Origin of the sequence: Enterobacteriaceae endosymbiont of Plateumaris sericea, assembly GCF_012562605.1 — a bacterium.
GTDB lineage: Bacteria > Pseudomonadota > Gammaproteobacteria > Enterobacterales > Enterobacteriaceae.
On sequence record NZ_CP046224.1, the window covers coordinates 375,021 to 392,690 of the forward strand.

General features: G+C 23.3%; 16 protein-coding genes, 4 tRNA genes, 2 rRNA genes and 1 other RNA gene. 12 read left to right on the forward strand and 11 right to left on the reverse strand.

Annotated features, from left to right (window positions below):
* Positions 1-69: 69 nt before the first annotated feature.
* Positions 70-1,176: an aspartate-semialdehyde dehydrogenase gene (gene asd / locus GJT84_RS01805; RefSeq protein WP_168867228.1), complete on the reverse strand. Its 1,107-nt coding sequence runs from the start codon at positions 1,174-1,176 to the stop codon at positions 70-72.
* Between the two features lie 131 nt (positions 1,177-1,307).
* On the opposite strand from asd, the gene GJT84_RS01810 reads away from it, so the two are divergent.
* Positions 1,308-1,829: a phospholipase D family nuclease gene (locus GJT84_RS01810; RefSeq protein ID WP_168867229.1), complete on the forward strand. Its 522-nt coding sequence runs from the start codon at positions 1,308-1,310 to the stop codon at positions 1,827-1,829.
* Between the two features lie 13 nt (positions 1,830-1,842).
* Here GJT84_RS01810 and ung read toward each other — a convergent pair whose 3' ends face one another.
* Positions 1,843-2,520 carry a uracil-DNA glycosylase gene (gene ung, locus GJT84_RS01815; RefSeq protein ID WP_168867230.1) on the reverse strand — a complete coding sequence of 226 codons (678 nt, stop codon included), beginning with the start codon at positions 2,518-2,520 and terminating at the stop codon, positions 1,843-1,845.
* A gap of 126 nt (positions 2,521-2,646) precedes the next feature.
* On the opposite strand from ung, the gene rpsF reads away from it, so the two are divergent.
* The 6 genes from rpsF (at position 2,647) to htpG (ending at position 7,268) form a co-directional block, all read left to right on the forward strand.
* Positions 2,647-3,015: a 30S ribosomal protein S6 gene (gene rpsF, locus GJT84_RS01820; protein WP_168867231.1), complete on the forward strand. Its 369-nt coding sequence runs from the start codon at positions 2,647-2,649 to the stop codon at positions 3,013-3,015.
* 77 nt (positions 3,016-3,092) lie between these two features.
* Positions 3,093-3,320: a 30S ribosomal protein S18 gene (gene rpsR / locus GJT84_RS01825; RefSeq protein ID WP_168867232.1), complete on the forward strand. Its 228-nt coding sequence runs from the start codon at positions 3,093-3,095 to the stop codon at positions 3,318-3,320.
* 71 nt (positions 3,321-3,391) lie between these two features.
* A complete protein-coding gene (gene rplI, locus GJT84_RS01830) occupies positions 3,392-3,850 on the forward strand; it encodes a 50S ribosomal protein L9 (protein ID WP_168867233.1) in 459 nt (152 codons plus the stop codon).
* Positions 3,851-3,901: 51 nt separating this feature from the next.
* Positions 3,902-3,997: signal recognition particle sRNA small type (gene ffs, locus GJT84_RS01835), an RNA gene on the forward strand.
* Positions 3,998-4,037: 40 nt separating this feature from the next.
* Positions 4,038-5,153, forward strand: coding sequence for a DNA polymerase III subunit gamma/tau (gene dnaX / locus GJT84_RS01840; RefSeq protein WP_168867234.1), 1,116 nt, complete (start codon positions 4,038-4,040; stop codon positions 5,151-5,153).
* 219 nt (positions 5,154-5,372) lie between these two features.
* A complete protein-coding gene (gene htpG / locus GJT84_RS01845; protein WP_168867235.1) occupies positions 5,373-7,268 on the forward strand; it encodes a molecular chaperone HtpG in 1,896 nt (631 codons plus the stop codon).
* Positions 7,269-7,570: 302 nt separating this feature from the next.
* Here htpG and GJT84_RS01850 read toward each other — a convergent pair whose 3' ends face one another.
* Entirely contained in the window at positions 7,571-8,365 is a 795-nt protein-coding gene (locus GJT84_RS01850) for a transglycosylase domain-containing protein (protein ID WP_168867236.1), read from the reverse strand.
* Positions 8,366-8,713: 348 nt separating this feature from the next.
* Between GJT84_RS01850 and aroK the strand changes: the two genes are divergently transcribed.
* The 4 genes from aroK to trpS are packed head-to-tail and all read left to right on the forward strand — an operon-like array spanning position 8,714 to position 12,142.
* Positions 8,714-9,238, forward strand: a complete 525-nt coding sequence (gene aroK, locus GJT84_RS01855) for a shikimate kinase AroK (protein WP_168867237.1) — start codon at positions 8,714-8,716, stop codon at positions 9,236-9,238.
* A gap of 29 nt (positions 9,239-9,267) precedes the next feature.
* Entirely contained in the window at positions 9,268-10,365 is a 1,098-nt protein-coding gene (gene aroB / locus GJT84_RS01860) for a 3-dehydroquinate synthase (protein ID WP_168867238.1), read from the forward strand.
* Positions 10,366-10,406: 41 nt separating this feature from the next.
* The gene (rpe, locus tag GJT84_RS01865) at positions 10,407-11,087 is read left to right on the forward strand and encodes a ribulose-phosphate 3-epimerase (protein WP_168867239.1); all 681 of its coding nucleotides are present in this window, start codon (positions 10,407-10,409) and stop codon (positions 11,085-11,087) included.
* Positions 11,088-11,137: 50 nt separating this feature from the next.
* Positions 11,138-12,142, forward strand: a complete 1,005-nt coding sequence (trpS, locus tag GJT84_RS01870; RefSeq protein WP_168867240.1) for a tryptophan--tRNA ligase — start codon at positions 11,138-11,140, stop codon at positions 12,140-12,142.
* 4 nt (positions 12,143-12,146) lie between these two features.
* On the opposite strand, the gene crp is transcribed toward trpS, so the two are convergent.
* Positions 12,147-12,779 (reverse strand): cAMP-activated global transcriptional regulator CRP, encoded by a 633-nt coding sequence (gene crp, locus GJT84_RS01875; RefSeq protein WP_168867241.1) that lies wholly within the window; start codon positions 12,777-12,779, stop codon positions 12,147-12,149.
* Positions 12,780-13,031: 252 nt separating this feature from the next.
* On the opposite strand from crp, the gene metF reads away from it, so the two are divergent.
* On the forward strand, positions 13,032-13,958 hold the full coding sequence (gene metF, locus GJT84_RS01880; protein ID WP_168867242.1) for a methylenetetrahydrofolate reductase: 927 nt from the start codon (positions 13,032-13,034) through the stop codon (positions 13,956-13,958).
* A gap of 11 nt (positions 13,959-13,969) precedes the next feature.
* Here metF and GJT84_RS01885 read toward each other — a convergent pair.
* The 7 genes from GJT84_RS01885 to GJT84_RS01910 form a co-directional block, all read right to left on the reverse strand.
* Positions 13,970-14,042: transfer RNA gene (locus GJT84_RS01885), tRNA-Thr, on the reverse strand.
* 37 nt (positions 14,043-14,079) lie between these two features.
* A tRNA-Gly gene (locus GJT84_RS01890) sits at positions 14,080-14,150 on the reverse strand.
* Between the two features lie 11 nt (positions 14,151-14,161).
* Positions 14,162-14,243, reverse strand: a tRNA-Tyr gene (locus GJT84_RS01895).
* Positions 14,244-14,280: 37 nt separating this feature from the next.
* Positions 14,281-14,353, reverse strand: a tRNA-Thr gene (locus tag GJT84_RS01900).
* Positions 14,354-14,375: 22 nt separating this feature from the next.
* Complete coding sequence (locus GJT84_RS02500) at positions 14,376-14,498, reverse strand: hypothetical protein (RefSeq protein ID WP_281348987.1); 123 nt, start codon at positions 14,496-14,498, stop codon at positions 14,376-14,378.
* A 31-nt stretch (positions 14,499-14,529) separates the two neighbouring features.
* Positions 14,530-14,645, reverse strand: a 5S ribosomal RNA gene (gene rrf / locus GJT84_RS01905).
* A 57-nt stretch (positions 14,646-14,702) separates the two neighbouring features.
* Positions 14,703-17,644: ribosomal RNA gene (locus tag GJT84_RS01910) — 23S ribosomal RNA — on the reverse strand.
* Between the last annotated feature and the right edge of the window lie 26 nt (positions 17,645-17,670).

Consider the following 17,670-nt stretch of genomic DNA (forward strand, 5'->3'; position numbering starts at 1 on the left):
GTGAATATATAAAAAAAATATTTTTTTATTTTAATTAATTTTATCAATAAAAATTAATTATGAAAAAAATTAATAATTGAGTAATAATTTTAACATTCTTCTTAATGGTTCAGCTGCACCCCAAAGTAATTGATCACCTACAGAAAATGCTGAAAAACAATTTTTATCTATATTAAGTTTTTTAATTCTTCCAATAGGAATACTTAATTTACCACTTACTGCTGCTGGAGTTAAATTATTTATAGTATGACTCATATCATTAGGTATAACTTTAACCCATTTATTATGAGATTGTATAATATCTTTCATATTATTTAATGATAATTGTTGTTTAAGTTTTATAGTAAAAGATTGACTATGTGATCTTAAAGTTCCTATACGTACACAAGTTCCATCTATAGGAATAATATTTTTTGTATTTAAAATTTTATTAGTTTCAAATTGACCTTTCCATTCTTCTTTTGTTTGTCCATTATTAATTTTTTTATCTATCCATGGAATTAAACTTCCGGCTAATGGAACAGAAAAATATTTTTTTGGAAAATCATTTTTTATGATATTTTTAGAAATGTTTTTTTCAATATCTAAAATATTTGTGGAATTATTTATAAAATTTGATATTTTAGATATAAATTTCATTTGTAATAAAAGTTCTTTCATAAAATTTGATCCTGCTCCTGATGCAGCTTGATAGGTTGAAACAGATAACCATTCAATTAAATTATCTTTGAATAATCCTCCTAATGACATTAACATTAAACTAACAGTACAATTACCTCCTACAAAAGTTTTTATACCCATATCTATTTTTTTTTTAATAAAATTTAAATTTATAGGATCTAATACAATTACAGAATTTGTAAAGGATCTTAAATAAGATGAAGCATCTATCCAATAACCATTCCAACCAATTAAACGTAATTTAGAATATATTTTACTTGTATATTTACTACCTTGACATGAGATAATTATATCTAAAGATGATAATATTTCAATATTATAAGCATCTTGTAAAATTTTACATTTATTTTGAATATCAAAAGGAATTAATTCTCCACATTGTGAAGTAGTAAAAAATATTGCATTAATAGAATTAAAATCTTTTTCTTTTATCATTCTTTCCAATAAAACTGATCCAACAATACCTCTCCAACCAATAAATCCTACATCTTTCATTATTAATCAACCTTATAATTTTACTAATTACCATTACCTATTACTTATATATAATGATATTAAATATTTATTTGTAAATATAATGTATTATAAATAATTATTTAATTTAAAATATTATAAAATACTATAAAATGAATATAAAAAAAATTATAATTTTACTAATTTTTGTTTTTTTAAAAATTAATTTAGCTAATGCAACTCATATTGATGTATTATTTACTCCAAATAAAAAAACATTACCATTAATAATTAATCTTATTAATCATGCTAAAAATGAAATATTAATAGCTGCCTATACATTTACGAATAAACCTTTAGCCTTAGCATTATTAAGAGCAAGTAATAAAGGGATAAAAATTTATATAATTGTTGATGCTAAAAATAATATTCATCGTTATACTGCAATAAATTTTTTAAAAAATAAAACTAATAATATTCATATTAGAATGAATAATCATTATTATATTATGCATAATAAATTTATTATTATAGATAAATCTACAGTTGAAACTGGTTCTTTAAATTATTCATCTAATGCAATAAAACGTAATGCAGAAAATATAATTATAATTTATGATTCTAAAAAAATAGCTAAAATATATAAAAAACAATTTTTAAAATTATGGAAAGAAAGTATAATCAAAATTAGTTAAATAGTAGTTTTATTTATATTAAATTTAAATGCCAATTTATAGGATCATATTTATGATAAATAAGATATTTATTTGTTTTAGAAAAATGTCTACAATATAAAAAACCTTTATTTACAGAAAAAGGTGAAGGATGTGATGTAGTTAAAATATAATGTTTTTTTTTATTAATAAATTGTATTTTTTTTTTTGCATTGTTTCCCCATAGTAAAAATACTATATTTTTAAAATTATTATTAATAAATTTAATTATATTATTTGTAAATTTTTCCCATCCAATATTACTATGAGAATTAGCTAATCCTTTTTCTACTGTTAATACTGTATTTAATAACATAACACCTTGTTTAGACCAATTTAATAAATATCCATGTTTTGGAATTTTAAAATTTGGAATATCAAATTTTAATGCTTTATAAATATTTTTTAATGAAGCAGGAATTTTAATATTAGGCATTACTGAAAATGCTAAACCATTAGCTTGATTTTTTTCATGGTAAGGATCTTGACCTAATATAACTACTTTTAAATTCTTAAAATTAGTAACCTTAAAAACATAAAATATATTTTTTTTATTTGGATAAATAATTTTACCAGAAATAATATCAGTATTAATTTTCTTTATTAAATTTATGAAATAAAATTTTTGTTTTTCTTTATTTAAAAAATAGTTCCAATTAATATTTTTTTTCATTAATATAATACTTAATTAAATTATTTATTAGATTACATTATATAATAATTATATCATTTTTAAATAAATTTAGTTCCTTGTTTTTAAAATATTATTTAAAAACTATCTATCCATAAGGAGCAGAATATGAAATATTATGAAATAATACTAATTATACATCCAGATGAAAGTGAGAAAATTGATAATATTATAAAACATTATAAAAATATTATTATTAAAAATAAAGGAATTATTTCTAGATTAGAAAATTGGGGAAGAAGACAATTATCATATCCTATCAATAAATTACATAAAGCACATTATATTTTAATAAATATTATTATTAGTAATAATTATATTAATATTTTAGAAAAAAATTTTCGTCTTAATGAATCAATTATCAGATATATAGTAATTAAAACTAAAAAAGAAATTAAATGTATATCTCCTATTTTAAAATTAAAGGATGAACGTCATATAGAACAAAAAGGTAATGATGTCATTAAAACTATATAATTTATATTTTTATTTTTTAAAATTATTAATTTTATACTTGATTTAATAATATTTTTTATATTAGGAGTAATATTATAATGGTACGTTATTTTCGTCGTCGTAAATTTTGTCGTTTTACATCTGAAGGTATTAAAGAAATTGATTATAAGGATATTAATTTATTAAAAAATTTTATTACTGAAAGTGGTAAAATTGTTCCTAGTAGAATAACTGGTACTAAAGCTAGATATCAGCGACAATTAACTAGAGCAATAAAATTAGCAAGATATTTATCACTAATACCTTATACAGATCATCATAAATAACTAAATATTTAATAAATATTATGTAATTTACTATTACCGTTGGTATTATTTATTATATATTGAGGTATATTATGGAAATAATTTTATTAGATCAAATTATAGGATTAGGAAAAAAATCTGAAATTGTTAATGTTAAATCTGGATATGCAAGAAACTTTTTAATTCCAAAAAATAAAGGTATTCCAGCTACAAAAGAAAATATTAATTTATTAAAAAAACAAATTACTAAATTAAAATCAGAATTATTAGAAATTTTTAATAAAGCAACATTAAGATCAAAAAATTTTACAAAAATAATAGATAAAATTATAATTAAATCTAGATCAAGTAAGGAAGGAAAATTATTTGGTTCAGTTGGAAGAAATAATATTTTTAAAGAAATTAAAAATATGGGATATGATATTTTAAAAAAAGAAATAATTTTACCAAAAGGAACATTAAAAATATTAGGTAATCATGAAGTATATTTTAAATTCCATGAAAAAGTAATAATAAAAAAAAATATTCAAATTATTAATTTTTCAAAATAACTTTTATTGACTAAATATTATTTTTATTTTAAAATACTCTATTATATAATAACGTAACTATTAAACAATATTATATTTGTGAACCCGGTCAGGTCTGGAAAGAAGCATCCGTAACAAAAATAATATGTGTAAAAATAGTTACGTTATTCAATTTTATTCCTAAATAAAATATTTAAATTTTAATTAAATGAATTATTATGTATTAGCAAGAAAATGGCGACCTCAAAAATTTTGTGATGTTATAGGACAAAATCATATAGTTAAAGCTATTCAATATAGTTTATCTACAAAAAAAATTCATCCTGCATGGATATTTTCTGGTAGTAGAGGTGTTGGAAAAACAACTATAGCTAGAATATTTTCTATGGGTTTAAGTTGTTTAAAAGATATTACAGCTAATCCATGTGGATTATGTGAAAATTGTAAAGATATAAAAAATAATTCTTTTTTAGATTTAATAGAATTAGATTCTGCATCTAAAACAAAAGTAGAAGAAATTAGGGATATAATAGATAATATTCAATATAAACCTATAAGAGGTCGTTATAAAATATATATATTTGATGAATTTCATATGTTATCAAAACATAGTTTTAATGCTTTATTAAAAATATTAGAAGAACCTCCTAATCATGTAAAATTTATATTTGCAACTACAGAATTACAAAAAATACCAATTACTATTACTTCACGATGTTTACAATTTCATCTTAGGTTAATAACAAATAAAGAAATATCTCAAAAATTAAAAAATATTTTATATATAGAAAAATTAAATTATGATGAAAAAATTTTAGAAGTATTATCAAATACGGCAAATGGAAGTATGCGAGATGCTTTAAGTTTAACAGATCAATTAATTTCTATGGGAAAATTAACAATTAAAAATTGTTATTTAATGTTAGGTTTAATTGAAAAAAAATATTTATTTATATTAATCCAAAATTTAAAAAATAAAAATATTAATTTTACATTTGAAATTATTGATCAGATTGCATCTTTTAACATTAATTGGGATAATATTATTATAGAAATATTATTTTTATTACATGAATTACTAAAAATTAAAATTATTAATTTTGTAGATAATATTCATAATAAATATGAATTAAATAATTTTTATAAAAATAATAAAAAATATTTTAATATTATTTTAAAACAATTTTCTTTAAAAGAAATAAAATTTATGTATAAAACATTTATTTCTGGTAGAAAAAATTTAAATTTTAATCCTAATAATAGAATTGGATTTGAAGTAATTATACTTAAGTTAATATTTTATTTTAATTCAATAAATAAATAATTTAAATCATAATTAGATAAATAATCTTAATGATTTTTTATATTTTTAAATAATTTATTTCTAATAAATTAGATCTAAAAACAAATTTTAAAAATATATTATTAATTTAATATATAATAAAATATTATTTTTATATAAAAAATATTTAGTTGTATATACAAATAAAATTAATATATTAATAATATAAAAAAAGTTTTTATTTATAAGGAAACTAATATAATGAAAGTACAAGAAACTCGTAATTTTGAATCTGAAGTAAAACAACTTTTACATTTAATGATAAATTCTCTTTATTCTAATAAAGAAATTTTTTTACGAGAATTGATATCAAATGCTTCTGATGCAGCAGATAAATTAAGATTTAAAGCTTTATCTAATATAAAATTATATGAAAATGACAATCAATTAAAAGTACAAATTTCTATAGATAAAAAAGAAAAATTAATTATTATTAACGATAATGGAATTGGTATGACTCGTGATGAAGTAATTGAAAATTTAGGTACAATTGCTAAATCAGGAACAAAATCTTTTATAGAATCTTTAAATATTTCCTCTAAAAAATTAGAAAATAATAAACAAACTACTCAATTTATAGGACAATTCGGTGTTGGATTTTATTCTTCTTTTATTGTTGCAAATAAAGTATCAGTAAAAACTAGAGCAGCAGGAATACCACATGATAAAGGTGTTTTCTGGGAATCTACTGGAGAAAATAATTATACTATTACAAATATTTATAAAAAATTTCGAGGAACTGAAATTACTTTACATATACGTGATAATAATAATGAATTTCTTGATGTATGGCGTATTAAAAATATTATTAGTAAATATTCTGAGCATATATCTTTACCAATAGAAATACAAACATATAATGAAAAAACTAAACAATATGTTTGGGAACAAATTAATAAAGCTCAAGCAATATGGTTACGTAATAAATCAGAGATTAGTGATTCTGAATATAAAGAATTTTATAAACAATTAACTCATGATACAACTGATCCTATAACATGGAGTCATAATCATGTTGAAGGAAAACAAGAATATACTAGTTTATTATATATTCCTTCTAATGTTCCATGGGATGTAAGAAATCGTGATTATAAAAGTGGAATTAAATTATATGTACAAAGAGTTTTTATTATGGATGATGCTGAACAACTTTTACCTAAATATTTAAGATTTATTAAAGGATTAGTAGATTCTAATGATTTACCTTTAAATATTTCAAGAGAAATTTTACAAGATAATAATATTATTCATAACATGAAAAATATGTTAACTAGAAAAGTATTAAATATGTTAATAAATCTTTCAAAAAAAGAAGATGTATATAATGATTTATGGAAAAAATTTGGATTAATATTAAAAGAAGGTCCTGCAGAAGATTTAAATAATAAAGATAAAATTATTGAATTATTACGTTTTGCTTCAACTTATAATAATAATTCTATACAAAATATATCATTAGAAACATATATAAATAGAATGATTAAAGGACAAAATAAAATATATTTTTTAACAGCAGATAATTATCTTTCAGCAAAAAGTAGTCCACATTTAGAATTTTTTATTAATAAAAAAATTGAAGTACTTTTATTAACCGATCATATTGATGAATGGATGATGAGTTATATAACTGATTTTAAAGGAAAACCACTTCAATTAATTAGTAAAAAAGATGATTCATTAAATGATTTTCTTCAAAAAGAAGATAATATAGATAATAATAAAAATATAAAAGAATTAGATTATTTTATAAAAAAAATTGAAAATTTATTAGGAAATAAAGTTAAAAAAATATACTATACAAATCGTTTAGTTAATATTCCTGCTATTGTTACTACAGATACAAATGAAATGAGTACGCAAATGGCTAAATTATTTGCTGCTGCAGGACAACAAACTCCAGAAATAAAATATAATTTTGAATTAAATCCAACTCATGTTTTAATTAAAAAAGCAATGAAGATAAAAGATGAAAAATATTTTTCAGAATTTATTAATTTATTATTAGAAGAAGCTATTTTAGCAGAAAAAGGAACATTAGATAATCCTAATATATTTATAAATAGAATTAATTATTTTTTATCTAATGAAAAGATATAAAATATTTTTTTATAGATAAGATCTAAATAATATTTAGATAACTTATCTATAAAAAATAATTATTTTAGAATATAAATTATTTTTAATTAATATAAATATAAATTTTTAAATTATATTTTTTATTGTACATATTTTTTACAAAAAAATATAAATAAATTATGAAATTTATATGAAGTATTATATAAATCAATATTATTTTTGATAAATTTATTTATAATTTTTTGTAAATTATATTTCATAATTATATAAAAAATATAATTTTTAAAATATTTTTTTACAAAATTATTTTTAATTAAATTAATTTAATTATCTTTGATATGTATTAATTTATAATGAGAATTATTTAAAATAATAGTTTTTTTAGCTATATTATATTCTTTTTTTGAAATTATATTTTTATATAACATTCTTTTTAAAATTATATCTCTTCTTTTTTTTGTTTTTTTTATAGATTTTATAGGATTATAAATAAATGGATTTTTAGGTAATCCTGCTAAAATAGCTGTTTCACTTAATGTTAATTGATTTAATGTTTTATTAAAATATTTTTTAGCTGCTTCAGATACTCCATAACAATTTTCTCCTAAACAAATTTTATTTAAATACAATTCAAGAATTTCTTTTTTAGAAAAAAAATTTTCTATTTTTATAGCTAATAATATTTCTTTTATTTTTCTTATAATATTTTTTTCTGAGCTTAGAAAAAAATTACGTGCTAATTGTTGAGTTATAGTACTAGCTCCTTGTGATATATGTCCTGATATAATCATATTACTTATAGCTCTAATAATTCCTTTTAAATCAAATCCATGATGAATATAAAAATTACTATCTTCTACAATAAGAAAAGTTTGTATAAGTTTTTTAGGAAAATTTTTTATTGTAATAGGATGATACTCATGTATATTAAATTGTATTGATAATTTCTGATTATTATAAAAAATTTTAACAGGAGATCGTAATTGTATATTTTTTATTTTTCTTACATCAGGTAAATTATTTATAATTTGATTTAAAAAAAAATATAAATAAATACAAGTAAAAATTATTATTGCTAATAAACAATTTTTTTTAGAAAAAATTTTTTTAAATTTCATTTGTTATTTACATTATTATTAAATATGTAATTAATATTACATTATTTATTTAATTTAATTAAATTTTAATTAAATATATATTTTATATAAAATAATTTGTTTAAAATATTAAATATAAAAATATATTTTTTTAAAAAATAAAATAATAATTAAAATATTATTTTTTTAATAATTTAAATAAATTATTTACTATTGAAAAAAAATAAATTTATGATTATAGTTTTATATTATTAAATTTAATAAAATTAAATATTTTAAAATAATAAAAATAATATTAAAATTTTATTAATTATATTTAATATCAAAAAATTTTTATTAACAATAATTTAAATTAGTAATATTGAGAAAATGGCGGAAAAAAGAAATATATTTTTGATAGGTCCTATGGGAGCAGGGAAAAGTACAATTGGACGTCAATTAGCAAATCAATTAAATATGGAATTTTTTGATTCTGACGAAGAAATTGAACGTCGTACTGGAGCTGATATAAATTGGGTTTTTGATGTAGAAGGAGAAGCAGGATTTAGAAAACGTGAAAAAAAAATTATTAATGAAATTACTATAAAAAAAGGAATTATTTTAGCTACGGGAGGAGGTTCTATAATATCTAAAGAAACACGTAAATATTTATCATCTAGAGGAATAGTTGTTTATTTAAAAACCACTATAGAAAAACAATTAATTCGGACTCAAAGAGATAAAAAGCGTCCTTTATTAAAAAATAAAGATAAACCAGTAATAGAAATTTTACAAAATTTAGCTAAAAAAAGAAATCCTTTATATAAAGAAATAGCTGATATTATTATTAAAACAGATAAACAAAATGCTAAAATTGTTGCTAATCAACTTATCAATCTATTAGAAAAAAATTAATATTCATATAAATATTTTAAGGAATTAGTATGGTAAAAACTATTTTAGTAAAAACAAAAAAACATAATTATCCTATTAATATAGGTTTTGATTTATTTAAAACACCATATTTATTTAGTAATTTTAAACATGGTGATCAAGCTATGATAGTTACTAATCAAAAAATATTTACTCTTTATTTTAAAAAATTATCTGATATTTTACAATATATTGGTATAAAATTAGATTATATTATTTTACCAGATGGTGAAAAATATAAAACATTAATAACAATGAATATTATTTATTCATCTTTATTAAAAAAATTACATAGTAGAGATACTACATTAATTTCTCTAGGAGGTGGTGTAATTGGTGATATAACTGGTTTTGCAGCATCTAGTTATCAAAGAGGAGTTAAATTAATACAAATTCCTACTACTTTATTATCTCAAGTAGATGCTTCTATAGGTGGTAAAACTGCTGTTAATCATGATTTAGGCAAAAATATGATAGGTAGTTTTTATCAACCTAATGCTGTTATGATAAATTTAAATTATTTAGATACATTATCTAAAAGAGAATTTTCTTCTGGTATGGCAGAAGTTATTAAATATAGTATTATTTTTGATAATATTTTCTTTTCTTGGTTAGAAAAAAATATTGATAAATTATTTAATTTAGATCAAAAATCTATAAAATATTGTATTTATAAATGTTGTAAATTTAAATCAAAAATTGTTTGTAAAGATGAAAATGAAAAAAATACAAGAGTATTATTAAATTTAGGACATACTTATGGACATGCAATTGAATCAGAAACAAATTATAATGGAAAATGGTTACATGGAGAAGCAATATCAGTTGGCATAATTATGTCATGTATAACATCAGAAAAATTGAATTTATTCAGTAATAATGATACTATAAGAATAATAAATTTATTAAAAAGATGTAATTTGCCAGTTCAAAATCCTAAATTTATGAACACAAAAAAATATTTAAAATATATGTTTTTAGATAAAAAAGTTCATAATAATAAAATTCATTTAATTATTCCTGTAAAAATAGGTAAAGTTATAATAAATAATAATATTACAGAAAATATTATATCTGATTCAATTAGACAATTAAATAATTTAATTTGATTTAATACACATAATTATTATTTTTTATAAAAAATACAAAAATGAATAAATATTTACTTGCTGCATCTATTTTATCAGCTAATTTTTCTTATTTAGGAAAAGAAATTAATGATGTTATTATAGCTGGAGTAGATATAATACATTTTGATATTATGGATAATCATTATGTTCCTAATTTAACTATAGGACCATTAGTATTAAAATCATTAAGAGAATATGGAATTAAAGATCTTTTTGATGTACATTTAATGACAAAACCAGTAGATAATTTAATTATTTCTTGTGCTAAAGCTGGAGCAAATTATATTACTTTTCACCCGGAATGTTCCAATCATATTGATCGTAGTATTTCTTTAATAAAAAAATATGGTTGTAAAGCAGGATTAGCTTTTAATCCATCTACTTCATTAAATTATTTAGATTATATAATAGATAAATTAGATTTAATATTAATTATGTCAGTAAATCCTGGATTTGCAGGACAAAAATTTATTCCAAATATTTTAAGTAAAATTATTCAAGTAAGAAAAATAATTAATAAAAATAAAAAAAACATATTATTATCAATTGATGGAGGAATAAATATAAAAAATATAAATCAAATAGCAAATTCTGGAGCTAATATATTAGTATTAGGTTCAACTATATTTAACAATATATTATCTTATAAAGAAATCATTAAACAAATTAAAACAGAATTAAAACAAATAAAATATAAATAATAAAAATTATTATTTTAATTTCCTTTTAACTTTTAAATAAAATTTATAATATGTTAATTAAACCAATAGTATTCAGTGCTATTCAACCAACAGGTAATCTTACCATAGGTAATTATATAGGTGCATTAAAACAATGGAAAATAATTCAAAAAAAATTTTTTTGTATTTATTGTATTGCAGATCTTCATTCTTTAACTATATATCAAAAACCTAATCTTTTAAATAAAAATGTATTAAATACATTAGCTGTTTTTTTAGCATGTGGTATTAATCCTAATAAAAATATTATTTTTATACAGTCTCATGTGCCTCAACATACACAATTAAGTTGGATATTAAATTGTTTTACTTATTTTGGTGAATTAAAAAGAATGATCCAATTTAAAGAAAAAATGTTATTATTTAAAAATAAAAATATAAATATTGGATTATTTAATTATCCTGTATTAATGGCAGCTGATATTTTATTATATCAATCAGAAAAAATTCCAGTTGGAAAAGATCAAATACAACATATTGAAATGGTTAGAAATATAGCTAAAAGATTTAATTCTACTTATGGAAAAATCTTTACAATACCAGAAAAAATTATTAATGATCAAGGATCATCTATAATGTCATTATTAAATCCTCTTAAAAAAATGTCTAAATCTGATTCTAATTCTAATAATATTATTAGTTTATTTGATAATAATGATGTAATTACAAAAAAAATTCAAAATGCTGTTACTGATTCTGATATTCCTCCTAATATTATATATGATAAAATTAATAAACCAGGTATTTCTAATTTACTTAGTATAATGTCTAATATTACTAATAATTCAATTCAAAATTTAGAAATAGAATTTAAAGGAAAAACTTATAATAATTTAAAGAAATCTATTATAGAACATCTATGTATATTTTTAAATAAATTTAGAAAAAAATATTTTAAATATAGAAAAAACAAAGAATTACTTAATAATATTATTATTAGTGGATCTAGTGAAGCTAGAAAAAAAGCAGACATTACTTTAAATAAAGTTAATAATGTTATAGGATTATACAAATAAAATATTAACGAGTACCATAAATAACAATTGTTTTTCCATGTGCATAAATTAAATTTTGATTTTCAAGAATTTTAAATATACGTCCTACTGTTTCTCTTGAACAACCAACTATTTTACCAATTTCTTGTCTAGTAATTTTAATTTGCATACCATTAGGATGAGTAATAGCATCAGGACTTCTAGCTAAATTTAATAATGTTTTTACAATCCTATTACTTACATCTAAAAAAGCTAAATTACTCACTTTTTTAGATGTAATTTGCAATCTATGAGCTATTTGAGAAGAAACTTTCATAATAATATCATTATTAATTTTTATTAAATTATAAAAATTTTTATAAGATATTTCTGCTAATTCACAATCTGTTTTTAATTTTACCCATGCAGTACGTTTATGAGTATGATTAAAAATTCCTAATTCTCCTACAAAATCACCTTGATTTAAATAACTAAGAATAATTTCTTTTCCTTTATTATTTTTAATTAAAACTACAACACTACCCTTTAATATAAAATATAATTTTTTTGCTACATCACCTTTATTTATTAAAATAGTTTTAGCTGAATACTTATTAATATGACAATAAGTAAGAAACCATTCTAAAGTAGGATCTTTTTTTGGTTTTAAAACTACCATTAATCATCCTTTACTATTTATATATTTAATTATAACCTTATTATAATTTGATTAATGTATTAATATTAAATTATATCTAATAAGATTTTTAAAAATTTTATATATAATAAAGTATATTTTTAAATATAACAAATAATATAATTATATATTATATATAATATTGATTAAAATTAAATATTTAATTTATAAAAAATTATAAGTTATATATTTTATAATTTTTTATTTATGTAAATATAATTTGGAATTATAAAAATGAAATATTTTTGTATAGAAAATAAAGAATATATAGATAAATTTTTTAATAAATCATTTAATAAATTTAATATATCATTTGAAATTTTTCCTCCTTTGAATTATGAAATAAAATCTAAATTTTGGAATATAATTAAAACTTTAGTAATATTAGAACCAAAATTTATTTCTATAACAACACATAGAAGAGATGTTAATAATTTTTATAATAATACATATAATATTGTAAAAAAAATACAAAAATATGTTAATGTAGAACTAGCTCCTCATATAACATGTATAAATACGAAGAATAATGAATTGTATAATATAGCAACAAAATATTGGAAAAATGGAATAAAACATATAGTTGCTTTAAGAGGAGATAAAATAAAATCTAATACAAATATTAATTCTTTAATGTATGCTTCTGATTTAGTTTATTTTTTGAAACAAATAGCAAATTTTAATATTTCAGTAGCAGCATATCCTGAATTACATCCAGAATCTCAAAATATTAAAGAAGATTTAATTAATTTAAAGAGAAAAGTAGATGCAGGAGCTACAAGAGCTATTACACAATTTTTTTTTGACATAGAAACTTATCTTTTATTTCGTGATAGATGTATATCTCAAGGAATAAATATAGAAATTATTCCAGGAATATTACCTATTACAAATTTTATACAGTTAAAAAAATTTATAAAAATAACAAACATTAAAATACCTTATTATATAAATAATATGTTTAAAAATTTAAATACACAAGATGATAGTACATGTAAATTATTAGGAAGTTTTATTGCTATAGAAATGATAAGAAGATTAAAAAATGAAGGAGTAAACCATTTTCATTTTTATACTTTAAATAAATCAGAAATAATTTACGCTATTTGTCTTTATTTGGGTATTAAACCTAATAAATTTATTTTTAATCAAAAAAAATAAATTAAAATTTTTGCTGATACCCAGAATTGAACTGAGGACCTCATCCTTACCAAGGATGTGCTCTACCTACTGAGCTATACCAGCTAACTTAAAAATAAATATAATAATCTATTTTTTTTTAAGCAGGCAGCGGGAATTGAACCCGCATCATTAGCTTGGAAGGCTAAAATAATACCACTATACGATGCCTGCATTAAATTTTTTGGTGGGAGAAGGATTCGAACCTTCGAAGTCTATGACGACAGATTTACAGTCTGCTCCCGTTAACCACTTGGGTATCCCACCATTATTATTTAATCTAATATTTTAGACATAAAACAAATGCCGGCTACCGGAATTGAACTGGTAACCTACTGATTACAAGTCAGTTGCTCTACCGTTTGAGCTAAGCCGGCATTTGTTTTATGTCTATTATTTTTAATTATTTTCTTTCCATAAATAATATAATTCGTTAATATTTTTTATTTTAATAATTTTAGAAGCATGAACATCTATTCCAAAACTATTAAAATGTTTTAAAGAATTTTTATAAATTATCATGAATCTTCTTTTATAAACTTTTATTAATTTATCCTGGTATTTTCCTACTCTCACATGAGTAAATCTCACACTACCATTGGCACTACAATGTTTCACTTCTGAGTTCGGAATGGAATCAGGTGGTACCATTGCGTTATATATACCAGGATGAAAATTTAATTAATTATATAAATAGTTTTAATATTTAAACGATTCTGGTGTTGTAAGGTTAAGACTCACGGGTGATTATTAGTACTGGTTAGCTCAACATATTACTATGCTTACACATCCAGCCTATCAACGTTATAGTCTCTAACGTCCCTTTAGGGATATACATAAATAATAAATATATCCAGGGAAGAATAATCTTAAGGTAAGTTTCGCGCTTAGATGCTTTCAGCACTTATCTTGTCCGCATTTAGCTACCGGGCAATACCATTGGCATGATAACCCGAACACCAGAGATGCGTTCACTCCGGTCCTCTCGTACTAGGAGCAACTCCTTTCAATCTTCCAACGCCCACGACAGATAGGGACCGAACTGTCTCACGACGTTCTAAACCCAGCTCGCGTACCACTTTAAATGGCGAACAGCCATACCCTTGGGACCTACTTCAGCCCCAGGATGTGATGAGCCGACATCGAGGTGCCAAACACCGCCGTCGATATGAACTCTTGGGCGGTATTAGCCTGTTATCCCCGGAGTACCTTTTATCCGTTGAGCGATGGCCTTGTCATATAGAACCACCGGATCACTAAGACCTGCTTTCGCATCTGTTCGAGCCGTCACTCTTACAGTTAAGCCAGCTTATGCCTTTGCACTAACCTCACGATTTCCGACCGTGATTAGCTGACCTTAGTGCTCCTCCGTTACTCTTTAGGAGGAGACCGCCCCAGTCAAACTACCCACCAGACACTGTTCCTGATCCGGATAACGGATCTAGGTTAGAATAGTAAATGTTAAAGGGTGGTATTTCAAGGTTGACTCAATACTAACTGGCGTTAATATTTCATAGTCTCCCACCTATCCTACACATTAATATTCAATATTCAGTATCAAGCTATAGTAAAGGTTCACGGGGTCTTTCCGTCTTGCCGCGGGTATACTGCATCTTCACAGCAATTTCAATTTCACTGAGTCTCGGGTGGAGACAGTCTGACCATCATTACGCCATTCGTGCAGGTCGGAACTTACCCGACAAGGAATTTCGCTACCTTAGGACCGTTATAGTTACGGCCGCCGTTTACCGGGGCTTCGATCAAAAGCTTTTCGTAAAAAACGATAACTTCATCAATTAACCTTCCGGCACCGGGCAGGCGTCACACCGTATACTTCCACTTTCGTGTTTGCACAGTGCTGTGTTTTTAATAAACAGTTGCAGTCAGCTGTTATCTTAGACTGGCTTCAGCTCCAAAAGTAAATTTTTTTACTTACATGCCAGTGTGCCTTCTTCCGAGGTTACGGCACTATTTTGCCTAGTTCCTTCACCCGAGTTCTCTCAAGCGCCTTAGTATTCTCTACCTGACCACCTGTGTCGGTTTAGAGTACGATTCTATGTTATCTAGAGCTTAGAGGATTTTCTTGTAAGTATGGTATCAATTACTTCAATACAATAAAGTATTTCGTCATTACGCCTTAATGTTTTATTATTAATTATCCGGATTTTCCTAGATAATCCATCTAAACGTTTAAACCAAGACAACCATCACTTGGATAACCTAACCTTCTTCGTCCCCCCTTCGCAATAACATTGAGTACAGGAATATTAACCTGTTTTCCATCGACTACGCTTTTCAGCCTCATCTTAGGTGTCGACTTACCCTGCCTCGATTACCGTTGGACAGGAACCCTTAGTCTTTCGGCGAATAGGTTTTTCACCTATTTTATCGTTACTCATGTCAGCATTCGCACTTCTGATATCTTCAATAAATTTTACAATTTATCTTCAACGATTTACAGAACGCTCCCCTACCCAATAAATATAAAATTTATTGTCGCAGCTTCGGTGTATAATTTAGCCCCGTTACATCTTCCGCGCAGGACGACTAGACCAGTGAGCTATTACGCTTTCTTTAAATGATGGCTGCTTCTAAGCCAACATCCTGGCTGTTTATGCCTTCCCACATCGTTTCCCACTTAATTATAACTTAGGGACCTTAGCTAGCGATCTGGGTTGTTTCCCTCTCCACAACGGACGTTAGCACCCGCTGTGTGTCTCCCGTGATAACATTATTCGGTATTTGAAGTTTGCATCGGATTGGTAAGTCTGGATGACTCCCTAACCGAAACAGAGCTCTACCCCCGAATATGAATAACACGAGGCGCTACCTAAATAGCTTTCGGGGAGAACCAGCTATCTCCCGGTTTGATTGGCCTTTCACCCCTAACCACAAGTCATCCGCTAATTTTTCAACATTAGTCGGTTCGGTCCTCCAGTTAGTATTACCAAACCTTCAACCTGCTCATGGCTAGATCACCGGGTTTCGGGTCTATACCTTGCAACTTAACGCCCTTTTAAGACTCGGTTTCCCTACGGCTCCCTTATACAGTTAACCTTGCTACAAAATATAACTCGCTGACCCATTATACAAAAGGTACGCAGTCACACTTTTAAAATAACAAATGCTCCTACTGCTTGTACGTATACGGTTTCAGGTTCTATTTCACTCCCCTAACCGGGGTTCTTTTCACCTTTCCCTCACGGTACTAGTTCACTATCGGTCAGTCAGTAGTATTTAGCCTTAGAGGATGATCCCCCTATTTTCAAACAAGATACCACGTGTCCCGTTCTACTCTTCGAGATCACAATTAATATATTTTTATATACGGGACTATCACCCTGTTTCGTATGACTTTCCAGACATTTTTACTAATATAATAATTGATTAAGTCTCTGGGCTATTTCCTTTTCGCTCGCCGCTACTAAGAAAATCTCAGTTGATTTCTTTTCCTCAGGTTACTTAGATGTTTCAGTTCTCCTGGTTCGCTTCGTTATTCTATGAATTTAAATAACGATAATGTATAAAATATACATTAGGTTTCCCCATTCGGATATCATCGACTAATAACGCTTCAAATCAGCTTATCGATGCTTTTCGCAGATTAGTACGTCCTTCATCGCCTCTGACTGCCAAGGCATCCACCGTATACGCTTATTTACTTAACCTTACAACCCACAATCGTCTATTTATG

What these genes read in the sequence shown, in the direction of transcription:
- rpe (WP_168867239.1), top strand. Translation starts at nt 10,407, where the DNA reads ATGAATAAATATTTACTTGCTGCATCTATTTTATCAGCTAATTTTTCT.
- crp (WP_168867241.1), bottom strand. Translation starts at nt 12,779, where the DNA reads ATGGTAGTTTTAAAACCAAAAAAAGATCCTACTTTAGAATGGTTTCTT.
- ung (WP_168867230.1), bottom strand. Translation starts at nt 2,520, where the DNA reads ATGAAAAAAAATATTAATTGGAACTATTTTTTAAATAAAGAAAAACAA.
- GJT84_RS01810 (WP_168867229.1), top strand. Translation starts at nt 1,308, where the DNA reads ATGAATATAAAAAAAATTATAATTTTACTAATTTTTGTTTTTTTAAAA.
- aroB (WP_168867238.1), top strand. Translation starts at nt 9,268, where the DNA reads ATGGTAAAAACTATTTTAGTAAAAACAAAAAAACATAATTATCCTATT.
- rplI (WP_168867233.1), top strand. Translation starts at nt 3,392, where the DNA reads ATGGAAATAATTTTATTAGATCAAATTATAGGATTAGGAAAAAAATCT.
- metF (WP_168867242.1), top strand. Translation starts at nt 13,032, where the DNA reads ATGAAATATTTTTGTATAGAAAATAAAGAATATATAGATAAATTTTTT.
- trpS (WP_168867240.1), top strand. Translation starts at nt 11,138, where the DNA reads ATGTTAATTAAACCAATAGTATTCAGTGCTATTCAACCAACAGGTAAT.
- htpG (WP_168867235.1), top strand. Translation starts at nt 5,373, where the DNA reads ATGAAAGTACAAGAAACTCGTAATTTTGAATCTGAAGTAAAACAACTT.
- GJT84_RS01850 (WP_168867236.1), bottom strand. Translation starts at nt 8,365, where the DNA reads ATGAAATTTAAAAAAATTTTTTCTAAAAAAAATTGTTTATTAGCAATA.
- aroK (WP_168867237.1), top strand. Translation starts at nt 8,714, where the DNA reads ATGGCGGAAAAAAGAAATATATTTTTGATAGGTCCTATGGGAGCAGGG.
- rpsR (WP_168867232.1), top strand. Translation starts at nt 3,093, where the DNA reads ATGGTACGTTATTTTCGTCGTCGTAAATTTTGTCGTTTTACATCTGAA.
- dnaX (WP_168867234.1), top strand. Translation starts at nt 4,038, where the DNA reads ATGAATTATTATGTATTAGCAAGAAAATGGCGACCTCAAAAATTTTGT.
- GJT84_RS02500 (WP_281348987.1), bottom strand. Translation starts at nt 14,498, where the DNA reads ATGATAATTTATAAAAATTCTTTAAAACATTTTAATAGTTTTGGAATA.
- asd (WP_168867228.1), bottom strand. Translation starts at nt 1,176, where the DNA reads ATGAAAGATGTAGGATTTATTGGTTGGAGAGGTATTGTTGGATCAGTT.
- rpsF (WP_168867231.1), top strand. Translation starts at nt 2,647, where the DNA reads ATGAAATATTATGAAATAATACTAATTATACATCCAGATGAAAGTGAG.